Source organism: Massilia sp. P2_C2 (assembly GCF_056404615.1).
Window position 1 is genome coordinate 13,996 of sequence record NZ_JBFUDR010000013.1, and the last position, 21,139, is coordinate 35,134.

Annotated in this window: 16 protein-coding genes, 2 pseudogenes and 1 riboswitch; of the genes and pseudogenes, 6 read left to right on the top strand and 12 right to left on the bottom strand. The window is 63.3% G+C overall.

The features are described 5' to 3' along the window. Nucleotides 1-33: 33 nt before the first annotated feature. Nucleotides 34-243 carry a cold-shock protein gene (locus tag AC1DYX_RS02980; RefSeq protein ID WP_477256110.1) on the bottom strand — a complete coding sequence of 70 codons (210 nt, stop codon included), beginning with the start codon at nt 241-243 and terminating at the stop codon, nt 34-36. A 258-nt stretch (nt 244-501) separates the two neighbouring features. Between AC1DYX_RS02980 and AC1DYX_RS02985 the strand changes: the two genes are divergently transcribed. Further along, complete coding sequence (locus AC1DYX_RS02985; RefSeq protein WP_477256112.1) at nt 502-1,020, top strand: GNAT family N-acetyltransferase; 519 nt, start codon at nt 502-504, stop codon at nt 1,018-1,020. A gap of 1,305 nt (nt 1,021-2,325) precedes the next feature. Here the strand turns inward: AC1DYX_RS02985 and AC1DYX_RS02990 are convergent. Further along, nucleotides 2,326-2,952 (bottom strand): annotated as a pseudogene (locus AC1DYX_RS02990) (DUF3857 domain-containing protein); the annotation flags it as partial. A gap of 264 nt (nt 2,953-3,216) precedes the next feature. Here AC1DYX_RS02990 and AC1DYX_RS02995 point away from each other — a divergent pair. Further along, on the top strand, nt 3,217-3,654 hold the full coding sequence (locus AC1DYX_RS02995; RefSeq protein ID WP_477256114.1) for a hypothetical protein: 438 nt from the start codon (nt 3,217-3,219) through the stop codon (nt 3,652-3,654). A 118-nt stretch (nt 3,655-3,772) separates the two neighbouring features. Beyond that, nucleotides 3,773-4,864, top strand: a complete 1,092-nt coding sequence (gene ychF, locus AC1DYX_RS03000; protein ID WP_477256116.1) for a redox-regulated ATPase YchF — start codon at nt 3,773-3,775, stop codon at nt 4,862-4,864. Nucleotides 4,865-5,148: 284 nt separating this feature from the next. On the opposite strand, the gene AC1DYX_RS03005 is transcribed toward ychF, so the two are convergent. From AC1DYX_RS03005 to AC1DYX_RS03025, 5 genes and pseudogenes are all read right to left on the bottom strand, one after another. Further along, nucleotides 5,149-5,403, bottom strand: a complete 255-nt coding sequence (locus tag AC1DYX_RS03005; RefSeq protein ID WP_477256118.1) for a PAAR domain-containing protein — start codon at nt 5,401-5,403, stop codon at nt 5,149-5,151. A 41-nt stretch (nt 5,404-5,444) separates the two neighbouring features. Further along, complete coding sequence (locus AC1DYX_RS03010) at nt 5,445-6,485, bottom strand: T6SS immunity protein Tli4 family protein (protein WP_477256120.1); 1,041 nt, start codon at nt 6,483-6,485, stop codon at nt 5,445-5,447. Between the two features lie 102 nt (nt 6,486-6,587). Continuing rightward, nucleotides 6,588-8,486, bottom strand: a complete 1,899-nt coding sequence (locus AC1DYX_RS03015) for an esterase/lipase family protein (RefSeq protein WP_477256122.1) — start codon at nt 8,484-8,486, stop codon at nt 6,588-6,590. Next, the gene (locus AC1DYX_RS03020) at nt 8,483-11,113 is read right to left on the bottom strand and encodes a type VI secretion system Vgr family protein (RefSeq protein ID WP_477256124.1); all 2,631 of its coding nucleotides are present in this window, start codon (nt 11,111-11,113) and stop codon (nt 8,483-8,485) included. The genes AC1DYX_RS03015 and AC1DYX_RS03020 overlap by 4 nt, the downstream gene beginning before the upstream one ends. 138 nt (nt 11,114-11,251) lie before the next feature. Beyond that, a pseudogene (locus AC1DYX_RS03025) lies at nt 11,252-11,838 on the bottom strand (LysR family transcriptional regulator). A 111-nt stretch (nt 11,839-11,949) separates the two neighbouring features. On the opposite strand from AC1DYX_RS03025, the gene AC1DYX_RS03030 reads away from it, so the two are divergent. From AC1DYX_RS03030 to AC1DYX_RS03040, 3 genes are all read left to right on the top strand, one after another. Continuing rightward, nucleotides 11,950-13,035 (top strand): tartrate dehydrogenase, encoded by a 1,086-nt coding sequence (locus AC1DYX_RS03030; RefSeq protein WP_477256126.1) that lies wholly within the window; start codon nt 11,950-11,952, stop codon nt 13,033-13,035. A 38-nt stretch (nt 13,036-13,073) separates the two neighbouring features. After that, complete coding sequence (locus AC1DYX_RS03035) at nt 13,074-14,375, top strand: glycerate kinase type-2 family protein (protein ID WP_477256128.1); 1,302 nt, start codon at nt 13,074-13,076, stop codon at nt 14,373-14,375. A gap of 93 nt (nt 14,376-14,468) precedes the next feature. Beyond that, entirely contained in the window at nt 14,469-16,442 is a 1,974-nt protein-coding gene (locus AC1DYX_RS03040; protein ID WP_477256130.1) for a PhoX family protein, read from the top strand. A gap of 104 nt (nt 16,443-16,546) precedes the next feature. On the opposite strand, the gene thiE is transcribed toward AC1DYX_RS03040, so the two are convergent. The 5 genes from thiE to thiC are packed head-to-tail and all read right to left on the bottom strand — an operon-like array spanning nt 16,547 to nt 20,876. Then, nucleotides 16,547-17,152, bottom strand: a complete 606-nt coding sequence (gene thiE, locus AC1DYX_RS03045) for a thiamine phosphate synthase (RefSeq protein WP_477256132.1) — start codon at nt 17,150-17,152, stop codon at nt 16,547-16,549. Between the two features lie 11 nt (nt 17,153-17,163). After that, nucleotides 17,164-17,928 (bottom strand): bifunctional hydroxymethylpyrimidine kinase/phosphomethylpyrimidine kinase, encoded by a 765-nt coding sequence (gene thiD / locus AC1DYX_RS03050; RefSeq protein ID WP_477256134.1) that lies wholly within the window; start codon nt 17,926-17,928, stop codon nt 17,164-17,166. After that, nucleotides 17,928-18,719 carry a thiazole synthase gene (locus tag AC1DYX_RS03055; RefSeq protein ID WP_477256136.1) on the bottom strand — a complete coding sequence of 264 codons (792 nt, stop codon included), beginning with the start codon at nt 18,717-18,719 and terminating at the stop codon, nt 17,928-17,930. The genes thiD and AC1DYX_RS03055 overlap by 1 nt, the downstream gene beginning before the upstream one ends. Before the next feature lie 35 nt (nt 18,720-18,754). Next, nucleotides 18,755-18,958, bottom strand: coding sequence for a sulfur carrier protein ThiS (thiS, locus tag AC1DYX_RS03060; protein WP_477256138.1), 204 nt, complete (start codon nt 18,956-18,958; stop codon nt 18,755-18,757). A 4-nt stretch (nt 18,959-18,962) separates the two neighbouring features. Further along, nucleotides 18,963-20,876, bottom strand: a complete 1,914-nt coding sequence (gene thiC, locus AC1DYX_RS03065) for a phosphomethylpyrimidine synthase ThiC (RefSeq protein ID WP_477256140.1) — start codon at nt 20,874-20,876, stop codon at nt 18,963-18,965. Between the two features lie 76 nt (nt 20,877-20,952). After that, nucleotides 20,953-21,056: riboswitch (TPP riboswitch) on the bottom strand. Between the last annotated feature and the right edge of the window lie 83 nt (nt 21,057-21,139).

Below are 21,139 nucleotides of genomic sequence, written 5' to 3' on the forward strand. Positions count from 1 at the left end.
CTGCGTGGTGCGCACCGTCCGCCGGACCGGACGTCAGATCGCGCGGATATTACTTGCCTTGTCGCCCTTCGGGCTGGAGGCGCGTTCGAACGAGACACGCTGGTTCTCGGTCAGGCTCTTGAAGCCTTCCGACTGGATGTCCTTGAAGTGCGCGAACAGATCGTCACCGCCCGCATCGGGAGCGATGAAGCCGAAGCCTTTGGAGTCATTGAACCATTTCACGATGCCGGTTTGAGTAGCCATTGATTTACATACCTTTGAGATAAATATTGAGAGCGAATGCCCGATACGCACAGGCGAACAAGAGATGTAACAAAGGGGATCAAACAGGAATGCCCGGAAAGGCGAGACGGGAAAGAAACCAGCAATGACGAGAACTTGACGTTGTGCCCGATTGAATATACAGGTCCAGGGCGGATTCACCTAATCATTTCGCGATTTATTTTGCGGGTGTTCTGAATGGCAATCCGGCGAACCAACGCCATATATCGATACGACACCATGAAACCACATATCAGGCGTTATCGACCGGACGACCGCAAGGGCGTGCTGGCCGCATTCCGTTCCAACGTACCGGCGCATTTCCCGGCGTCGGAAGAATCATGGCTGCGTTCCGCGCTGGACGACCCGGACGGCCCGCTGTTCGTCGTCGTGGACGACAGCGGCATCGTCGGCTTCGGCGGCTATGAACTCTCCGAGTTCTATGACCTCGGCACCCTCGTGTTCGGTCTCGTGCGGGCGGACCGCCACGGCACCGGCATCGGCCGCGCCCTGCTGGCCTATCGCCTGCTGCACATGGCCGGCCGCAAGCTGCGGCCCCGCTATGTGACGGTCGATACGCATCCGCATACGGCCGGCTTCTTCCGGCGCTGCGGCTTCGTCGAGATCGCCCGCTGGCCCGCCGGCTACCGTTCCGGACGCGACCGCGTCGACCTGCGCTTCGACCTCACGGACGAGGCCGTGGCCGCGTTGCGCGCGCGCGGGTGGCGCGAGGCGTTTGCGCGAGACGACCGTGCCTGATGTCGCGTCCGGCCTGCCCGACGTGAGGGCGATCCGGGCGAGCAGGTCGCGCCGGATGCGGTCCAGTGCCGGCCGCATGGCGCGGGCGTCGATCGGCGTGCACGTCGCGCGGCCGTGGCGGAACGTCAGGCGGCGCCTGACGAGCACGGCATTGCCCTCGCGTGCATACGTGGCCTGGTAAAAGATCCCGCCCACGATCACGCCGGCCGGCCGGGGCAGCGCGGCGAAGCGCAGGCCTTGCGGCGGGCGTACGCGGATCTCGTCCTCGGCGTCGATGGCCGGGCAGACGAAGTCGTGGTGCCGCTCGCGTTCGCGCAGCAGGTCCGCCACGGCAGCGGTTACGGGGCTCCAGGCGCGGTCGGTGAGCGTGAATGTTGCGCCTGGCCCCAGGCCGCCGGGTTCGACGCTGGTGCCGGACAACGGCAGGCGATAGTCATCGTTGTCGCCGGTGCTGGTGGCCGCCGCGGTAGCGACCGCCGCGGTAGCGACCGCCGCACCTTCATGCATGCCGTCGTGGCGGATCGGATCGTGCAGCATGTGATCGGTGCCGCGTTCGCGGCCGGTCGCCACGTCCGTGTGCGCCAGCGCGCGCAAGGGCTCGGCCAGCGCACCGGATACGGCCTGGTAGCCCGCGAAGCTGCCGCGCCCATCGCGCCGGGCGTCCACCGTGACCACGCTGCGGATCTTTTGCGGCTGCAGCACGGGCGTCATCGCAAAGGTGCCGGTCTTGAGCAGCAGCGCCGGCTTGCCCAGCAGGACCGGCGGCAGGTAGCCGGCCCTGACGGTCGGGACAGCCGGGTCGAGGAACAGGTCCAGCGAGGGCACGTACACGAGCACGTGGTCCAGTACGCCCAGCACCGGCGCATCCGGCAACCGGTAGGCAGTGCCGCCGTTCACGAGGGCCGGCGTGCTGGCGATGCCGGTGGCTGTCAGCAGTGCTTCCAGCAGCGCGGCGTGGTCTTTGCCATCGCCGCGGCGCGTGTCGAGAATGGTGCTGGCGGGATGCGGCACCACGCCGGCCGCGCTGYGGGCACCGACATGGTGGATATTGTTCCGGACCCATTCCGTCAGCGCCAGCACGCGGGCGCGCGCATCCGTCGCCGGCACGGCGGCGGTCAACTGGTGCGCCAGCGCCGCGATGGCCGGAGAGGGCAGCGCCTTGCCGGCCGTCGCTGTGCGGAGAGCGGTGGCGAGGGCTGGATAGTCGGTGAACGTCGAGACGGCCAGGCGCTGCCCGTCGTCGATGACGCTGACCGCATCGGCCTCGACGCGGCCGTTGCCGCCGCCGGCCTGGCTCTCCTGGTAATGCCACTGGTAGCGTCTTCGGCCCGGCGGACTGTCGCCCGGGACTGGGACGAAGCCGACGGCGTCCGCATGCAGCGGCATCGATGCCGGCATGTCGTAGATGACCATCGTGTTCCTGTGGACCTGGAACGGCATGACGGTGAGGCCTTCGAACTGGCCGGGAACGGCGGGCGTGTGGCGCCGGACGACATAGTGCACGACGAGCTGGTCGCCGATCGCCACGTCGCGGAACACGACGGTTCGCGTGCGCGTGCCAGAAAGTATGTCGGCGGTGACGTCATCCTGGATAGCGTCCGGCGGCACCGGCACGCGCCGTCCATCCGGCTTGTGGATGCATGCCTCCACCGACACGATCTCGTCCAGCGTCGCGCTGTAGCGGATGGCGAACCGGCTGCTGTCACGCACGGCATGCTGTCCTGCGATGGTCCGCGCGTCGTCCACCGTGAGCCGGTATGTACCGTCCGGTTCGACCACGTAATGCCGGACGTGGCGTTCGATGACGACCGCCGGGTCCGTGCCGGCGTCGGGGGAAATGCGCGCCCATGCGAGGTCGTACGGCGCCAGGAGCGCCGCGATCATCAGCATTAACAAGGCACAATATCTACTGGTCATGCTGACTCCAGGCATACGGACCGGAAGGGCGACCGGTCCATGTTACGGAGCGCCACCCGTCGTCCCTTGAGCCTACGCAAGCGCGCTCTTCCTGCGATAATTTCGGGATGTGCGCACTGACTTTCCACGCCGGGTCGCTGGCCCTCGCCCAGATCCGCGCGCATGGCCTGCGCGCGCAGGATGTTGCCGTCGTGCCCGCTGCGGCAGGCGGTCCCAAGGGCCTCGTGTTCCGCGCGCTCGACCAATGGGTGTTCGGCGACTGGTTCCCGCGCGCGCCACGTGCTGATGAAGCCGGTGCGCGACATCGCCGGCGCGCCGCCCGGCCATTACTGGGATGGCGGCATCATCGACTACAACCTGGCGCTGCCGTATGCGCGCATGGCGCGACAGGCGTCCAGCGACATCGTGCTGTACCCCCATTTCTCGGAGCACATCGTGCCGGGCTGGCTGGACAAGGCGCTGCCATGGCGCCGTGCCGCGCGCGGACCGAACCGTGGCTGGCTCGACAACGTCCTGATCGTAGCGCCAAGCCATGACTTTCTGACAAAGATGCCTCGCGGCAAGCTCATCGACCGCAGCGACTTCAAGTTCTACGGCCTCGACCACGACGCCCGCATCCGCGCATGGCGCCAGGCGATGGACGAGGGGGAGCGGTTGCGCGATGCATTCGCGGCGTTCGTGGACAAGCCGGACGTCGGGCGGATTCGTCCGCTTTAAGCGACGCGAACCGGCCTCCAAAGCACGAAAAAGGCCTGTTCTGAAGCCGGTTTGCGGTCCTGCCAGGCAAGCGGAGGTACAATACGGGGTTTAGTCAATTCGACCCAGAAAGCTTCCCATGAGTCTCAAATGCGGCATCGTCGGCCTGCCCAACGTCGGCAAGTCCACTCTGTTCAACGCCCTGACCAAGGCCGGCATCCCGGCTGAAAACTACCCGTTCTGCACCATCGAACCGAACGTCGGCGTCGTCGAGGTGCCGGATCCGCGCATCGACCAGCTGTCCGTCATCGTCAAGCCGGAGCGCGTCGTCAAGGCCATCGTCGAGTTCGTCGACATCGCGGGCCTGGTGGCCGGCGCGTCGAAGGGCGAGGGCCTGGGCAACCAGTTCCTGTCGCACATCCGCGAGACGGACGCCATCGTCAACGTCGTGCGCTGCTTCGAAGACCCGAACGTCGTCCACGTGGCCGGCAAGGTCAGCCCGATCGACGACATCGAAGTCATCCAGACCGAGCTGGCGCTGGCCGACATGGGCACCGCCGAGAAAGTCCTGCACCGCGAGCAGAAGAAGGCGCGCGCCGGCGACAAGGACGCGATCAAGCTGTGCGCGATCATCGAAAAGCTGCTGCCGCACCTGAACGAAGGCCAGCCCGTGCGCACGCTGGGCCTGGATGCCGATGAACTGGAACTGATCAAGCCGCTGTGCCTGATCACGGCGAAGCCGGCCATGTACGTGGCCAACGTGTCGGAAAGCGGTTTTACGAATAACCCGCTGCTGGACCAGCTGACCGAGTTCGCCAACAAGCAGAACGCGCCGATCGTCGCGATCTCCGCCGCGATCGAATCGGAAATCGCCAACCTGGACGACGCCGACAAGCAGGAATTCCTGGCCGACATGGGCATGGAAGAGCCGGGCCTGGACCGCCTGATCCGCGCCGCATTTAAACTGCTGGGCCTGCAGACCTATTTCACGGCCGGCGTGAAGGAAGTGCGCGCCTGGACCGTGCCCATCGGCGCCACCGCGCCGCAGGCGGCTGGCGTGATCCACACGGACTTTGAACGCGGCTTTATTCGTGCGCAGACCATTTCCTTTGATGACTACATCACTTACAAGGGCGAGACCGGTGCCAAGGAAGCGGGCAAGATGCGGGCGGAAGGCAAGGAATACATCGTCAAGGATGGGGATGTGTTGAACTTCCTGTTCAACGTCTAAATGCCGACGAGGTGGGCAGACGCTCGGGGTCAAGCGCTCAACGTCGAGGTCTTCGCCCGCCCTCAGTTCGCACCGCTGGTCGCGCATGCACGGACCTGTTCCGTAAGGTTTCGTAAAGCTGCGCGGGGCCCAGCAGGATGTTGCGCAGTCCTTCGTGGCCCTGTTCCGAACCCAATGCCCGGGTGCTCATTGCTTGGTGAGCGTTCAGTCTTGAGGTCGGGTGAATTCGCTATCTGCTCGTTGCTGTTGCTCGCGGCTGGACGGTCGCCCTTTTACTGAGCAATTCACACTGACGTTATCAATTTTGCGCCGCATTCGGTCACGTCCGCGTCGTATGCATAGGGCTTGCCTTCGTGTCGTGCCCCCGCGCCATCAGGCTTGATCGCAAAGTTTCCCTTGCACTTCGGGCAATGCGTCATGTCTCCCTGAAGTGCTGCGCCGACGCCCATCACGGTTGTGCCTGAGGATGCACTGATGACCTGGCCACCGTGATCGGTTTTGTCGTTGAGGCGAATTACGCCGCGTCCTTGATGTTTCATGTTGCTCCAGTCGTTCTTGAGTAGAGAGTGTGATTCGATAGTCATCGGCCTGCAGTGACGGTATCGGTTTTACCCGGCGGTATGAAATACGAGCCGTCCGGAGCGCCCGGCACCTTGACCCGGAACTTCAGGCCGGAGAGGAGCTTGTCCCATAGGGCGACCGCTTCGTCATCACTGAGCGATGCGGATTTGGCGGCTCCGACAGTGTTATGTTCGACCTTCGTGTACATCTGCGCGCTAAACTCGGAGGGGTTGGCAACATCTCTCGGTGTGCCAACCAAGGCCCATTCGAAATCGTGCGTGCCATCTTTGCGTCTGATCAGCGATTCCTCGCCGTGCCAGTGGTGAACGTCGCGTTTTCCTTCCCTTAGGACGGTACGGTTGGGGTAGTGAATACCCTGATCATCTTGTGCCTCCTTGATGCGGGCGAGCAGAGAAAGTTTCGGTCGTTGGATTTTTTCGAACTCTTCGGGGGAATAGTCTCCGTATGCGTTCTTATTCGAACTTATTGAAAAACTTACATCTGGTAGGCTTGGGATTACGATTCCTATGTTGACCATCTCTTGATCTTTGTAATCGGTACCGGTCATAAAGCCATGTTGGATGCAATAACCTGGTTCAATGGGAACTTCATCTGGCGTGCGCAGGCGTAGGCTCTTTGCTCGCATCGCCTCCCTGGATGCCGCAGTTTCTTCCGTCTCGCCATTTTCAATTGCGCCGCCGAGAACGAACGTTAGATCTCCCTTATTGATATAGGTGTTAAAGAAATAAAGTCCCAATGATTTTGCATTTTTTCCGGGGTAATATCGGATTTGCCAGCTGTTTTTGATTGGGCCTGCATGGTTATATGTAATCTCTACAGTTTTATCGTCCTCTTTTAGCTTGGTAATATCGTCATCAATTAGCTGTATTACTGCATTTAAGTCGCCAGGAAACGAATCGATATCAGAAGGAAAGGATGCGCTTCCCCATACGAGTTGCGCCTCCACGGGAATTTCCAAAGCATAGCGGCCGAAGCAGGCGAGCTTGGTTTTTGAGAAAATTTTGCTTAAGCGGGAGCTGAGTTGTACGGGTTCAGGCACGGCTTTCTCCTTATAGGAATGGTTGGGCGAGCAGGCTTGTAACCAAACTATAAATGATAAAGCTGCCCAATTCTTTGCGTATCTCGATGATATGCTCATATCTCACTCCCATTTCGCCGTCTTGGATATTTTGACGATCGAATAAAGCATGGATGCCAGAACTTTTGGATCCGAATAGCTCGCTTGATGCTCGTAACTTTCGCCTTTTATTTCACCATGCACGAAGAGATTGCCTCTGATTAGCCGCGCAGAACGTTCTGAAGGAACGGTCTCATCGCCGGGCGCGTTGGGATGCTGTAACAACACGAATAATTTTTGCTCTCCTGCCTGAACTGTAAGCTTGCCTTTGGCATCATCAGCCAGTAGCTTCCAAGTTTCAGGAGGTGGTAGCAGCGTACGCACTTTGCCGGGCTGCCATAGGAAATCTTGTGTTTTAAAGACAACTTCGCCGTATGTGACGCGCTCGCGGGAGGCGCAGAAGCTCGCGTAGCAATGGTTTGGGTGAAAGGTATTTTCGATGGACTGAAGAAAGTCAGCTGCATTTTTTAAACGCCTTTGTACGTTTTCTAAGCCACCACCCTTCGCCTTTTGAATATTGGCAGGATTAACCCATTTGGGATTGATTAGGCGCCACCAAGCGTCTTCGGATTGCAGGTAAATACTCTCAAGCGCCGTCTCATCATTGCGTGGCCAACTCCAAAGTGTCTTGCCTGATTCGTCTATTACCTTCAGCCAGTCTTTCCCGTACGCGGCGCCGGGCAGTAATTCCAATGGTGCGGGTGTATTGGCAAGGATCGCGGTTGCATGCTCACCGTTGATGGCTATGACCTTGGCCCCTATTTCTGCTAATTTCCCTGGTTTATCTTGAAAGCCAAATCGCATCCTCTTGTACGCGCTTCCAGCTCCCATTGTGGGCATTACATTGTGATATATTCCTAACACTTTGATGTTTTTGTCGTTTAGCATATTGCCGTAATCAGCGTGAAGTAGCGCGCGAGCGACAAGTCCCCCCATACTATGGGTTACAATAATTACTTCGTCACATCTGAACCCACGTTGTTGGTAGCCCTTCACTAATCCACGAATGCGTTGAGCGATTACACTCGCAGACTTTCCGTTGCTTTGCAGGAAGTTGTAGCCCATCGCATGAACTGGGTACCAACATTTAGAAATTTTTCTAATATCGCATTCGTCAATTGCAGTTCCGGAGTCGGCGCCAAGATGTTTCGGGTCTTCCAGGAGTAATTCAGAAATGTGCGGATATTTCAAATATGACCTATCCAAAGGTGCCCCGGTGATCGGATGTGTCGGATTCTTTTGCCAGCACGGGTTGAGCTGCTTAGGCATGATCATATTGTTCAGAAAGTACTCGGTCGTTTGCAGCATTTCTCCATACGAGCCGGCAAACAGAACCTCGCTCCAGCCTCTCCAGCGGGCGACTTGTGCAGGCGTTGCTTGTGAGCTTTTCTTACCTTGATTGTTGCCGGAGGACGGGAGGCTTCCGATCAGTGGTGGAATCGGCGGGAGTGAGTCCGGCACATTGTTATGTCGAGCATCAGCGGCCAGTGTTTCCTTTCCATCTGGATCGAAACGACTGTTGCTTTCCGTGTAATGATAGTATTCGACTTCTGTCTCGTTCGGATCAAAGACGAGTTGGCGCTGTGCTGGTGTTGCGTTCTTGAACCAGTTCCCCATGCCATTACCGCCTAAAACATCCAATTGGCCGGTGGCAGACAGAAGGTCATCAGGACGCCAGGCACGGTTATCGGTGCGATTCAATTCTTTGTTGTTTTGGCGCTTCTTGCTCATGCGCAAATTGCTCCCCATGACACCCGGCAAGAAGATGACCGGAATTACCTTCCCGGGCGGCACTGCCACATCATGCCGGACAGTGTCCCCAACTTCAGTCATGTTGACCGTGTATTCAGCCCAGCCGCCAACACCTTGAGTAAAATGCCCCTGATGGTTGCCGCGTTCGTTGAGATTGTTTTTATCGCTCACGGCAGTTCACCTTTCCATCGGATCGTATAGCTGTCTAACCCTGTTCCTTTTTGTACCCCGGTGCTGCCGTCGGTACTGGTTTTGGCATTCATGACGGTGCCGTCGTCTCGTACGAGTTCGTAGGGAATGTCTTTTGCCGGTTTGCCGTCCACTTGAAGGAAGTTGACTTCCTGGTCGAAGTGATAACCGGAGATCTTCTCGTTCAGGGACTGAGAGACACTCTTTGGAGGAAGCGTTTCCAGATTGCCGTGAAAAAGCACAGGCGACGAGGTGAAGAATTGCGTTTGATCGCTGATCTCGAGCATGTGGCCTCCGCCGTGCAGCCTCACGCCTTTCTTGCCCCGGATTTCGACCCAGTCTGATTCGCTCAGAAGCTTCAACACCTTGTTGGCAATAACCTCTACGTCATCGTCTTGCGCGTGCATGGTTACCTTGCCGGCAGCAGCGATCAGCTTCATCCCAGCCTTGTGCACGAACAGCCGGAACGTCTTGCCGACGCTGGCAAACACACCGTCAACGCTGGCAATCGAGAGGCTTTTGCCGCTAGTAATGGCGGTATGGTGGCTGCTGGCGATATGGGTGGATTGCGCCGAGCTGAGTTCGATACCAGCCGGGCTCGCGACCACCAAGTGCGGCTCGGCCAATTCCGGAAACTCGCCCTTGCCGCCGCCCCGGATACCCTGGTTCTGGGCTTTGAGGTCTTCGACGGCGTCCGCTTGCTGGGGGGCCTGCTTCTCCTGCGCGCCATAGTGCTGCGCCAGCCCGGTCAATTGCTCCTGCAGCTCGGCGGCAGTCGACAGCCGCTGGATCGTCTCGCCCATGTCCTTGATATGGGAGGCAGCGTTCGTCCGTGCTTCCGTGGTGATGAGCATGCCCTGGCCGGCTCGCGCCACACCTACGGCGTTGGTGGCTAATTCCCACCCTTCGCCGCGCGGGTCTTTTCTTCCGGACGTGTCGTCGATGCGGGCGATATGCCCAAGCGACAGCTGACTGCACTGATGATCGCTCTTCAGCTGCGCCTGGATCTTGCCGGCCGTATCGTCAAGTATCAGGTGATTGCCACGCCTGCCGGCTTCCCCCAATTCGCGACTGCGCACACCGCTTAGCGCCCGCTGCTCCGGCAGCTTCCAAGACGGCATATGGGTGTAGTTATGTAGCCCACCCAGAATCACCGGATGGTCGATGTTCCCGTCGAGATAGACCACCGCCACTTCCTCCCCAACCCGTGGCAGCCGAACGTTCCCGAATTCGCGCCCCGCGCCCGGCGACATCACGCGCAGCCAGGGCGAACTGTTCTCGTCGTACTTGCCCAGCCGATCCCAGTGAAACTGGACTTTCACGCGGCCATAACCATCCGTATGGATCTCGGTACCTTCCGGCCCGACCACGATGGCCGTCTGGATGCCGGGATAGGTGCAGGGCTGGCTGTTGTAGTGCCGCCCCGGCCGCCACTGGATGTCCTTGCGCACGCACCGGAATGTGTTCCCGTAATGCGACGGCGCACCTGGCCCGGCCTGGTAATTGTTGCTGGCCTCATGGTCGACGGACAGGATCAGGTAGTGGCGGTTGCGGATGCTGGGCTTGGCCGGCTCGCCGCGCTTGGGCGCACGCAGCCCGGCGCTGAAATGGCCGCCGAGCTTGAAGAACCGGCCCGGCTGGGCGGTACGATCGTTGCCGCGGGCTTCGAAAGTCTGCGTGTTCGCGTCACGCTCGCCCATGCGCTGGTAGGCGAGCTTTTCGCCGTCGTCACGGGTGCGGAAACCGTACGAGCCCGTATTCTCGTACACCTCGTATGGATAGACGTCGCCCTGCTCGTTCAGCGACTGGGCGCTCGACCGCTGCACGACCGGATTCTTGTAGTCGAAGCTGGCCAACGTCACCCGGCCGGAGCCGAGGCGGCGCACGGCGGTCCATTCGCGGATGCCGTCCTCTTCAAGCGAGCCGGCCTTGTCGCGGAACGGGATGGTTCCGGAATCGTCGATCCCGGTCGGATCGATGGGCTGGACGAGGTAACTCTTATCGTAGAGCCAGAGCGTGTGGCCGTCCTCCCGGTGCTCGTAGTGGTAGGCCAGGCCAAGCGCTTCCCAGCGGCGGTGCAAGTGGTTGTAGTCGGTCTCGTCGTACTGGTTCGCGCAGGTCATCCGCGGAAACTCGTCAACGATGTGCGTACGCCAGTCGGCCTGGCGGTAATGGGCGAACGTGAGTTCGGTCAGTTCGACGACGCTTTTGCCGTGGAACGAGACGTTGTCCTTGCGCAGTTTGGCGAACGCCAGCCAGGGTTCCAGCACCATGTGATAGAACGCGAAGCCGCCGTCGGCGCGCACGAACCGGAACTCGGTGACGTAGCCGTTGAAGTGGCGCAGCGAGCCGTCTTCGCGCACGAGGGAGATCGTCACCATCCTGCCCATCATGGCCTTCAGCGGAATCTGGGCGTCGTCCGATAACAGTTCGGACTCGACGCGGAAGCAGCGCGAGACTTCCTCGTGCGCGCGCAACCGGTTCGGCAAAAGAATGCGGTCGGGGCCATCGTCGCTGGGGAAGTGCATGCGCAGCAGCCGGTCGTGCTGCGCATCGTAGCTGAATGCCGACCGTGCGGCACCCGCCGCGATCGCTTGGCTTTCGCCCATGTGTTGTCTCCGATGGGTTCTCTAGGATTAGAATTTCCATCGGTTAAGGTAACCAATCAGTCTTGGGCGATCTTGATAAGAAGCAAGAGTCAGGACTCTGCTTTTGCCGGGGGTGCAGGCCGGCCGATACCAGCCCGGCTACCTCTCCATATCCCCCAAGTCATCGCTCCGCTGCTGCACAAACCCCTCAAACACCTGCGCCAGAAACGCAACCAGCGTGCGCACCTGCGCCGATTGATGCTGATGCTGCGGATAAATCGCATAAATATCGGCATCGGGCGTACGGTACTGCGGCTACACCTGCACCAGCCGTCGACTCTCGAGATAGCGCTCGATATCCCATTCCGCGCGCATCAGGATGCCATGGCCGTCGAGCGCCCGGTTGACGGCAATTTCTCCATCGTTCGTCGTCAGGTTGCCGAGCACCTTGACCATCTCTTGCGACGCACTCAGCAACTGATCCAGAGCGGCAATCTCTCCCAGTATCCGCCGGGCGTGCTCGAGCAGCACCTCCCCATCCGGCGTGAGGCTCATGCGCCGCGTGGTGCGGTTCACCAGCGGCACGCCCAACCGGGATTCCATCTGCGACAGGCGCTTGCTGACGGCAGCCGGCTTGCTGACGGCAGCCGTACTGATGCCCGGTTCGCGCGCCGCGCCACTGAGGCTGCCGCACGTGCCCAAGGAAACGAAAAAACTCATTCCGCCGGTTGTACGCCACTGCTCATCCACATTCTTAACTTGAGGTTAAGGACAGATTGAGTCTGTCCACCATTTCCGCCTCCGTCCAGCGCATAGAGTGGGGGATGGCTTCACTTAACCAGACAGGAGATAGGAATATGAAGACGTACCAAATCGCGACGATCCCCGGCGACGGCATCGGCAAGGAAGTGGTCCCGGCAGGCCGCGAAGTGCTGGAGGCGCTGGCCGCAGGCAGCCGCAAGTTCAAGTTCGCCTTCGAAGACTTCGACTGGGGCGGCGATTACTACCGCAAGCACGGCGTCATGATGCCGGCGGATGGCCTCGACGCCCTGCGCAACAAGGATGCCATCCTGTTCGGCTCGGCCGGCGACCCGGACATCCCCGACCACATCACCCTGTGGGGCTTGCGCCTGAAGATCTGCCAGGGCTTCGACCAGTACGCCAACGTGCGTCCGACCCGCATCCTGCCGGGCATCGACGGTCCGCTGAAGCGCTGCGCGCCGCAAGACCTGAACTGGGTCATCGTGCGCGAAAACTCGGAAGGCGAGTATTCGGGCGTCGGCGGCCGCGTGCACCAGGGCCACCCGATCGAGGCCGCCACCGACGTCAGCATGATGACCCGCGTCGGGGTCGAGCGCATCCTGCGCTTCGCGTTCACACTGGCCCAGTCGCGGCCGCGCAAGCAGCTGACCGTCATCACCAAGAGCAATGCGCAGCGTCATGCCATGGTGATGTGGGACGAGGTGGCGGTGCAGGTGTCGCAGGACTTCCCCGACGTGAAGTGGGACAAGGAGCTGGTCGACGCGGCCACCGCGCGCATGGTCAACCGTCCGGCCACCCTGGACACCATCGTCGCCACCAACCTGCACGCTGACATCCTGTCCGACCTGGCCGCCGCGCTGGCCGGCAGCCTGGGAATCGCACCGACCGGCAACATCGACCCGGAACGTCGCTACCCGTCGATGTTCGAGCCGATCCATGGCTCCGCCTTCGACATCATGGGTAAAGGACTGGCCAATCCGATCGGCACCTTCTGGTCGGTCGTGATGCTGCTCGAGCACCTCGGTGAACACGAGGCGGCGCAGCAGGTGATGCGCGCCATCGAAAGCGTCACCGCCACGCCCTCGCTGCATACCCGCGACCTGGGCGGCACCGCCACCACGGCGGACGTCACCCGGGCCGCGTGCGCTGCCCTGGACAGCGAACAGCGCGCCGCCGCCTGACGGCCTGGCGAAACCGCAAAACGTTTCGGTGTAACGATATGGGTACCAAGCATATGATCAAGGGACGCGAGCGCGCATTGCTGAAGGCGATGTTCGACGCCGCCATCGCGGCAGCCCAGCCCGATAAATGCATTCCATCGCATCTGCCGGCGCCGCCGCGCGGGCGCCTCGTCGTGATCGGCGCGGGCAAGGCATCGGCGGCGATGGCGCGGGCGGTGGAACGTCACTACCCGGGCAGGCTGGAGGGACTGGTCGTCACGCGCTATGGTTATGCGGTGCCGTGCGAGCGCATCGAGATCGTCGAAGCGGCCCACCCGGTGCCCGACGCGGCCGGAGAAAAAGCGGCGGCGCGCATGCTCGAACTGGTGCGCGGATTGAGCGCCAACGACACGGTGCTGTGCCTGATCTCCGGCGGCGGCTCGGCGCTGCTGCCGCTGCCGCTGGACGGCATCACGCTCGCGGACAAGCAGGCCGTCAGCCGCGCGCTGCTGGCGTCCGGCGCCAGTATCGGCGAGATGAACTGCGTGCGCCGTCACCTCTCCGCCATCAAGGGCGGGCGGCTGGCCGCGGCCTGCCACCCGGCGCATGTGGTGACCCTGCTGATCTCGGACGTGCCCGGCGACGAACCGTTCGATATCGCGTCGGGGCCGACCGTCGCCGATCCCGGCACGTGCCGCGATGCCCTCGAGATCGTGCGCCGCTACGGCATCGCGCTGCCGCCCAACGTCAGGCAGGTGCTCGACAGCGGGGCCGGCGAATCGGTCAAGCCGGGCGATCCGCGCCTGGCCGGCCATGAAGTGCGCTTCGTGGCGACGCCGCAGATGGCGCTGGAGGTGGCGGCCCGCTTGGCGGAGGCGGCGGGCGTCGCCGTCCACATCCTCGGCGACAGCCTGGAAGGAGAAGCGCGCGACGTTGGCAAGGTCATGGCCGGCATGGCGTTGCAGGTCGCCAGGCGCGGGCAACCTTTTCGTTCTCCCTGCATCCTGCTGTCGGGTGGCGAAACGACGGTCACGGTGCGCGGCCAGGGCCGCGGCGGCCGCAATGTCGAATTCCTGCTGGCCGCCGCGATCGCGTTGCGGGGCGAGCCCGGCGTGTACGGGCTCGCCGGCGATACCGATGGCGTCGACGGGCAGGAGGAAATCGCCGGCGCCTGGTTTGCTCCCGACACCCTGCAGCGGGCCTTCGACCTGGGCATCCGGCCCATGCAAAGCCTGGACGGGAACGACGGCCACGGCTTTTTCCAGGCGCTCGGCGACTCGGTCGTCACCGGTCCGACGCTGACCAATGTGAACGACTTCCGCGCCATCCTGGTTACAGGTGAGCGCTGCCGCCAACATTAAATTTCTGTAATGAAGGTGAAATATTTGTCAACTAATCTCCGGGCATCCCGCGCCACAAGCGCGTTCCCGTGAATGAATCTGGAGAGTTGACGCATGAACCCGAATCCCGACCTGTCCCGCCGCCGCCTGCTTCGCCTGATGGGCGCCACCCCGATGCTGCCGCTGGGCGCCGGCGGTGTCGCTGCGCTGCTGGCCGGCTGCGGCGGAGGCAACGATACCCCGACGAGCACCGCGGCGACGCCGGCCGTGACCCTCGCGAGCGTATCGTTCGGGTCGATGACGGCGCCCACGCTGGCCGCCGCGGCCGCGATGGCCACGACGTCGGTCGGCTCGACGATGACCGTCAACTTCAGCGACAGCAGCAAGCTCGATTTCAAGCTGTCCTATCAACCGTTCTTCATCACGGGCGACATGGTCTCGAACGGCAGCGGCGGCACCATCCTCGCCGGCGGCTACTACGACATCAACAACCAGCCGATCATCGACACGACTGTCGCCGGCAAGGAGCGTCAATTCTTCTCCGACTCGCCGGACGGCACGTCGCTGCTGACGGTGCCGAACGCGAACGTCGCCGGCGTGAAGGGCAACCCGGTGTTCGCCGTCGTGCAGTTCGAGTACACGACGTGGGCACAGGACGGCAAGACCGACATGTACGGCAGGCTGCCGTCGCCGATCGCCGTGCTGTCCCTCGACCAGGACAAGACCACCGGCAAGCTGACCCTGGTGAAGTACCACAACGTCGACACGTCCAGTGTGAACGGCCTGTGGATCACGTGCGGCGCGAGCCTGTCGCCGTGGGGCACGCATCTGTCGAGCGAGGAATACGAGCCGAACGCCTACCTCGCCGCCACCGATGCCCAGTTCAGGGCCTTCAGCAAGAACCTGTATGGTGACGAGACGAAGGCGAACCCGTACAACTACGGCCACCTGCCGGAAGTGACGGTCAATCCGGACGGCACGGCATCGATCAAGAAGCACTACTGCCTGGGCCGCATCTCGCACGAGCTGGTGCAGGTGATGCCGGACAACCGTACCGTGATCATGGGCGACGACGCCACCAACAGCGGCTACTTCGTGTTCGTGGCCGACAAGGAGAAAGACCTGTCGGCTGGCACGCTGTACGTGGCCAAGGTCGGCGCCGGCTTCTCGCTGGACCCGGCCGCCACCGCCGCGCCGCTCACGTGGATCAAGCTGGGTGCCGCCACGAGCGCCGAGATCCGCTCGCTGGCCGCGTCGCTGAAACCGGCCGACATCATGGACGTCAAGACCACCGACCCGGCGGACGCCAGCTACACGAAGGTCACCGCCAACGGCCGCATCGAGTGGATCAAGCTGAACGCCGGCATGGAGAAGGCGGCCGCGTTCCTGGAGACGCACCGCTACGCCGCACTCGTCGGCGCGTCGATGGGCTTCACGAAGATGGAAGGCACCACCGTCAACATCAAGGACAAGATCGCCTATTCGGCCCTGCAGAATTGCCAGAGCTCGATGGTGGCGGGGAATGCGCTGAACGTGCCGGGCAACGGCGTCTCGATCCCGAAGGCCCTGGTCGCCGGTGCCGTCATGATGCTGAACCTGAAGGGCGGCCAGAAGGACACGGCGGGCAATGCCATCAACAGCGAGTGGATGCCGGCCGACACGAAAGCCCTGCTGGTGGGCGAGGACACGGCCGCCGACGCGCTCGGCAACACGGCGAACCCGGACAAGGTGGCCAACCCGGACAACCTGAAGTTCTCGGAAAAGATGCGTACCTTGTTCATCGGCGAGGACAGCAGCCAGCACGTGAACAACTTCCTGTGGGCGTACAACGTCGACACGAAGCAGCTGTCGCGCCTCCTGTCGGTGCCGGCCGGCGGCGAGTCGACGGGGCTGCACGCCGTCGACGACGTCAATGGCTGGACCTACATCATGAGCAATTTCCAGCATCCAGGCGACTGGGGTGGCATCCACGCCAATGTCAAGGGGACGCTCGATCCGCTCATCAAGGCCAATTACAAGGACAAGTTCGGGGCGGCGGTGGGTTACCTGACCGGGGAGCTGGCGCAGTTCAAGCTCGCCAAGGCCTGATAGGACGTAGGGTGGGCACCCCTGTGCCCACGCGTGATGTTTGCGTCATGTTGGCTTCCGCGTGGGCACGGGGTGCCCACCCTACGTTGACGCGTCGCCGATTATTAAAACAACCCGACGAATTCCCGCGCCGCCGAATACGGATCCGGTGCCGCCACGACGCTGGTGATCGCCGCCACCATGTCGGCCCCGCGCGACACGAGCGGCCGCGCGTTCTCCGTCGTCATCCCGCCGATCACCACCACCGGTACGCACAGCGTGGCCTTCGCTTCGAGCACGATGTCCGGCGGCGTCGTCACCGCATACTTCTTCACGGTCGACGGATAGAAGCCGCCGAACGCGACATAGCTCGCGCCCGCGTCCTGTGCCTGGCGTGCCAGTGCCAGGTCGCCGTAGCACGATGCACCCACGATCTTGTCCGGGCCGACGGCACCGCGCACGGCGGCCAGCGGCGCGTCCGTCCCGCCCACGTGCACGCCGTCGGCATCGAGCTCCGTGCACAGCAGCACGTGGTCGTTGATGATGAGCGGACGGCCGTGGCGCCGGCACAGGGCGAGCAGGGCAGCGGCCTGTTCGCGGCGCAGCGCCGGGCCAGCATCCTTGTGGCGGTACTGGATCAGCGCGGCGCCGGCGCGCAGCGCCTGTTCCGTCACGTCCAGCAAGCGGTCGGTGTCGTCCCAGTTCGGGGTCACCAGGTACAAACCTCGCATGGGGTCTCCTGTCAGGGTTGGATGCGGCGCGGGATGCGCTGGCCCGGCGCGATCGCGTACGCATGCGCGAGCGTCCGGTCGCAATAGCGCTGGCCCAGTTCGAGGGCCTGCGCCATCGTGTCGCCCAGCGCCAGGCGGGCCGCGATGCTGGAGGCCAGCGTGCAGCCGCTGCCGTGGAATTCGCCGCGCAGGCGCGGCCAGCGCCATTCGCGCGTGCCGGTGGCGCTTAGCCAGCGGTTGACGACGTCGGGGCCGTCCGCATGGCCGCCGGTGACCAGCACGTGCGGGCAGGGCAGTTCGGTGCCGGTCTGGCCGACGCCCAGCGCGGTCGCTTCCGGCAGGTTCGGCACGAGCAGCGTGGCGACGGCCAGCAGCGGCGCCAGCGCGGCAAGCGCATCGCCGCGGGCGAGGCTGTCGCCGCGGCCGCTGGCCAGCACCGGGTCGAGCACGACGGGCAGCCCGGGCCGCTGCGTGCGCAGGATCCGCACGATGGCGGCGATGGCCTCGGCGTTCTCGCGGCTGCCGGGAATGCCGATCTTGACCGCGCGGATCGGCATGGTTTCGGCCAGCACGGCGGCCTGGCGCAGCAGCAGGCCGCCGTCGACGGGCACCACCTCGCGCACGCCGTTGTTGTCCTGGACCGTGAGCGCCGTCACCAGCGGCAGCGCGTGCGCGCCCTGGGCGCCGATCGCTTCGATGTCGGCCTGGATGCCGGCGCCGCCCGACGGATCGAGGCCGGCGCACACGAGCACGCAGGGACGCTGGCCGATGTCCATCAGATGCGGCCCGCCATCGGTGACGACGGCGACGCCGCGAAACGGCGCGCCATGCGGCCCGCCAGATACGCTTCGCGTCCCGCTTCCACCGCCATGCGCATCGCGCCGGCCATGCGCACCGGATCCCTGGCGCCGGCGATGGCGCTGTTCATCAGCACGCCGTCGCAGCCCAGCTCCATCGCGATGGCCGCGTCGGATGCCGTGCCGACGCCGGCATCGACGATCACCGGGACCTGCGCCTGTTCGATGATCAGCGAGAGGTTCCACGGATTCAGGATGCCCATGCCGGAACCGRTCAGCGACGCGAGCGGCATGATCGCGGCGCAGCCGATGTCTTCCAGCATGCGCGCCTGGATCGGGTCGTCGCTGCAATAGACCATCACGTCGAAGCCGTCGCGCACCAGTTCGCGCGCGGCGACCAGCGTCTCCGGCATGTTCGGGAACAGCGTCTTCTCGTCGCCCAGCACTTCCAGCTTGACGAGCTTGTGGCCGTTCAGCAGCTCGCGCGCCAGCTGCAGCGTGTAGACGGCGTCCTTCGCGTTGTAGCAGCCGGCCGTGTTGGGCAGGATCGTGTAGCGCGACGGCGGCACCACGTCCAGCAGGTTCGGTTCATTGGCGTGCTGGCCGATGTTCACGCGGCGGATCGCCACCGTGATGATGTCGGCGCCCGACGCTTCGGTCGCTGCGCGCGTCTGTTCCAGATCGCGGTATTTGCCGCTGCCCACCAGCAGGCGCGAGTTGTATTCCTTGCCGGCGATGGTGAGCGGCCGGTCCGCAGTTGTCGTTGCCATGTTTTGCTCCATATCGTTGAGGTGGCAGCTGCGGGTCAGCCGCCGCCGATGGCGCGCACCACGTCCACGCGGTCGCGCGCCTGCAGGGGCGTCTCGCGCCAGCRCTCGCGCGGGACGACCTGGCGGTTCACGGCCAGCGCGAGCTTCTGTCCCGCGAGGCCCAGCGATTCGACGAGGTCGTGCAGGCTGGTCGCTTCCGGCAGCGCGTGTGCGGCGCCGTTCAGTTCGATTTCCAGCACGGCGTCACTCCTTGTGATACAGCTCGGCGCCGCGCTTCATGAACTCGACGGCCTTCACCTGCATGCCCTGCTGCAGCGCGGCGCTTTCGGCGATGCCCTGGCCGGCCGCGTAGTCGCGCACTTCCTGCGTGATCTTCATCGAGCAGAAATGCGGGCCGCACATCGAGCAGAAGTGCGCCACCTTGGCGGAGTCCTTCGGCAAGGTCTCGTCGTGGAAGGCGCGCGCCTTGTCCGGATCGAGGCCGAGGTTGAACTGGTCTTCCCAGCGGAATTCGAAGCGCGCCTTCGACAGCGCGTTGTCGCGGATCTGTGCTCCCGGATGACCCTTGGCCAGGTCGGCCGCATGCGCCGCGATCTTGTACGTGATGATGCCGTCCTTGACGTCGTTCTTGTCCGGCAGGCCYAGGTGTTCCTTCGGCGTCACGTAGCACAGCATCGCGGTGCCGTACCAGCCGATGTTGGCGGCGCCGATGCCGGACGTGATGTGGTCGTAGCCGGGGGCGATGTCGGTCGTGAGCGGGCCGAGCGTGTAGAACGGCGCTTCGTGGCACTGTTCCAGCTGCAGGTCCATGTTTTCCTTGATCAGCTGCAGCGGCACGTGGCCCGGGCCTTCGATCATCACCTGCACGTCGTGCTTCCACGCGATCTGCGTCAGTTCGCCGAGCGTCTTCAGTTCGGACAGCTGGGCTTCGTCGTTGGCGTCGTAGATCGAGCCGGGACGCAGGCCGTCGCCGAGGCTGAACGCGACGTCATAGGCCTTCATGATTTCGCAGATCTCTTCGAAATGCGTGTACAGGAACGATTCCTTGTGGTGGGCGAGGCACCACTTGGCCATGATCGAACCGCCGCGCGAGACGATGCCGGTGAGGCGGCTTGCGGTCATCGGCACATAGGCCAGGCGCACGCCGGCGTGGACGGTGAAGTAGTCGACGCCTTGCTCCGCCTGCTCGATCAGCGTGTCGCGGTAGATTTCCCACGTCAGGTCTTCGGCCTTGCCGTGCACCTTTTCCAGCGCCTGGTACAGCGGCACCGTGCCGATGGGGACGGGGCTGTTCCGGATGATCCATTCGCGCGTCTCGTGGATATGCTTGCCGGTGGAGAGGTCCATCACGGTGTCGCCGCCCCAGCGCGTGGCCCACGTCATCTTCTCGACTTCCTCGCCGATCGACGACGTCACGGCCGAGTTGCCGATGTTGGCGTTGATCTTCACGAGGAAGTTGCGGCCGATGATCATCGGCTCCGATTCCGGGTGGTTGATGTTGTTCGGCAGGATGGCGCGGCCTTTCGCGATCTCGTCGCGCACGAATTCCGGCGTGATCTCGCGCGGGATCGCTGCACCGAACGTCTGGCCCGGATGCTGGCGGCCGATCATCTGCGCCATGCGCTTGCCGGTGGGGCCGGCGGCTTCCAGCGTGGCGAGGTATTCCTGGCGGCGCAGGTTTTCGCGGATGGCGACGTATTCCATCTCGGGCGTGATGATCCCCTGGCGCGCGTAGTGCATCTGCGTGACGTTGCGGCCGGCGAGGGCCCGGCGCGGCTTGCGCTGCAGGTGAAAGCGCAGCTCAGCCAGTTTCGGGTCGTTCAGACGTTCGACGCCGTAGTGCGACGTCGGGCCGGACAGCTCTTCCGTGTCGCCGCGTTCGCGGATCCAGCCGGCGCGCAGCGGGTCGAGGCCGGAGCGGATGTCGATGCGGGCTTCCGGATCGGTGTACGGGCCCGAGGTGTCGTAGACCCAGATGGGCGGATTCGGTTCATGGCCGAACGACGCCGGGGTGTCGGACTGGCGGATTTCGCGCATGGGCACGCGGATGTCCGGGCGGCTGCCCGTCACGTAGACCTTGCGGGAATTGGGAAGCGGCGCGACTGCGGCGGCATCGACCGTGGCGCTGGCGGAGAGGAATTTCGGATCGGCGTTCAAGTGCACTCCTTGTTGGTCACTGAAGATCGGCGATCCAGCTGAAGGAGGTGCGGAGAAACGGGCAGGCGAACGTGCACGCGGAACTCTGTAGCTTCCCTTCGCTGGCATTATCCAGATCAGGTTCGGAGGGTATTTCTCACCCACGCCGTCGACGACGGCGCAGGACCCCTAGCATGGTTGCCGCGGCCGGTGGCCGGGCGACGGGACGGAGTGTACGCAGGTTTTTCGGAATTGGCAAACGGGAAAGCGGTTGTGGTTTGGTG

What these genes read in the sequence shown, in the direction of transcription:
- AC1DYX_RS02980 (WP_477256110.1), bottom strand. Translation starts at nt 243, where the DNA reads ATGGCTACTCAAACCGGCATCGTGAAATGGTTCAATGACTCCAAAGGC.
- AC1DYX_RS02985 (WP_477256112.1), top strand. Translation starts at nt 502, where the DNA reads ATGAAACCACATATCAGGCGTTATCGACCGGACGACCGCAAGGGCGTG.
- ychF (WP_477256116.1), top strand. Translation starts at nt 3,773, where the DNA reads ATGAGTCTCAAATGCGGCATCGTCGGCCTGCCCAACGTCGGCAAGTCC.
- AC1DYX_RS03005 (WP_477256118.1), bottom strand. Translation starts at nt 5,403, where the DNA reads ATGAAACATCAAGGACGCGGCGTAATTCGCCTCAACGACAAAACCGAT.
- AC1DYX_RS03020 (WP_477256124.1), bottom strand. Translation starts at nt 11,113, where the DNA reads ATGGGCGAAAGCCAAGCGATCGCGGCGGGTGCCGCACGGTCGGCATTC.
- AC1DYX_RS03030 (WP_477256126.1), top strand. Translation starts at nt 11,950, where the DNA reads ATGAAGACGTACCAAATCGCGACGATCCCCGGCGACGGCATCGGCAAG.
- AC1DYX_RS03035 (WP_477256128.1), top strand. Translation starts at nt 13,074, where the DNA reads ATGGGTACCAAGCATATGATCAAGGGACGCGAGCGCGCATTGCTGAAG.
- AC1DYX_RS03040 (WP_477256130.1), top strand. Translation starts at nt 14,469, where the DNA reads ATGAACCCGAATCCCGACCTGTCCCGCCGCCGCCTGCTTCGCCTGATG.
- thiE (WP_477256132.1), bottom strand. Translation starts at nt 17,152, where the DNA reads ATGCGAGGTTTGTACCTGGTGACCCCGAACTGGGACGACACCGACCGC.
- thiD (WP_477256134.1), bottom strand. Translation starts at nt 17,928, where the DNA reads ATGGACATCGGCCAGCGTCCCTGCGTGCTCGTGTGCGCCGGCCTCGAT.